At 51.3% G+C, this 1,058-nt stretch carries 1 protein-coding gene; it reads left to right on the forward strand.

The features are described from left to right. The coding region (gene tuf / locus LGZ99_RS24465) for an elongation factor Tu (RefSeq protein WP_262979851.1) at positions 1-1,058 on the forward strand (1,058 nt) is incomplete at both ends.

Raw genomic sequence — 1,058 nt, forward strand, 5'->3', positions numbered from 1 at the left:
ACTATCGGCCACGTTGACCATGGTAAAACTACCCTGACTGCTGCCATCACGACTGTGCTGGCTAAAACCTACGGTGGTAACGCTCGTGCATTCGACCAGATCGATAACGCGCCGGAAGAAAAAGCGCGTGGTATCACCATCTCTACTTCTCACGTAGAATACGATACCCCAAGCCGTCACTATGCACACGTTGACTGCCCAGGCCACGCCGACTACGTGAAAAACATGATCACCGGTGCTGCCCAGATGGACGGCGCGATCCTGGTAGTTGCAGCCACTGACGGTCCAATGCCACAGACTCGTGAGCACATCCTGTTAGGCCGTCAGGTAGGCGTTCCTTACATCATAGTGTTCCTGAACAAATGTGACATGGTAGACGACGAAGAGCTGCTGGAACTGGTTGAGATGGAAGTGCGTGAGCTGCTGTCTCAGTACGATTTCCCAGGCGACGACACGCCAGTAATCCGTGGTTCTGCGCTGAAAGCACTGGAAGGTGATGCAGAGTGGGAAGCAAAAATCATCGAACTGGCAGAAGCCCTGGACAGCTACATCCCAGAACCAGAGCGTGCAATTGACCAGCCATTCCTGCTGCCAATCGAAGACGTATTCTCTATTTCAGGCCGTGGTACTGTAGTTACTGGTCGTGTAGAGCGCGGTATCGTTAAAGTGGGTGAAGAAGTTGAAATCGTGGGTATCAAAGATACTGCGAAAACAACTTGTACCGGCGTAGAAATGTTCCGCAAACTGCTGGACGAAGGCCGTGCGGGTGAGAACGTAGGTGTTCTGCTGCGTGGTACTAAACGTGACGAAATCGAACGTGGTCAGGTACTGGCAAAACCAGGTTCAATCAAGCCACACACCACTTTCGAATCAGAAGTTTATATTCTGAGCAAAGACGAAGGCGGCCGTCATACTCCATTCTTCAAAGGCTACCGTCCACAGTTCTACTTCCGTACAACTGACGTAACCGGTACTATCGAACTGCCAGAAGGCGTAGAAATGGTGATGCCAGGTGATAACATTCAGATGGTCGTTACCCTGATTGCACCAATCGCGAT

It is taken from the genome of Photorhabdus temperata, assembly GCF_025384845.1.
Taxonomy (GTDB): domain Bacteria; phylum Pseudomonadota; class Gammaproteobacteria; order Enterobacterales; family Enterobacteriaceae; genus Photorhabdus; species Photorhabdus temperata.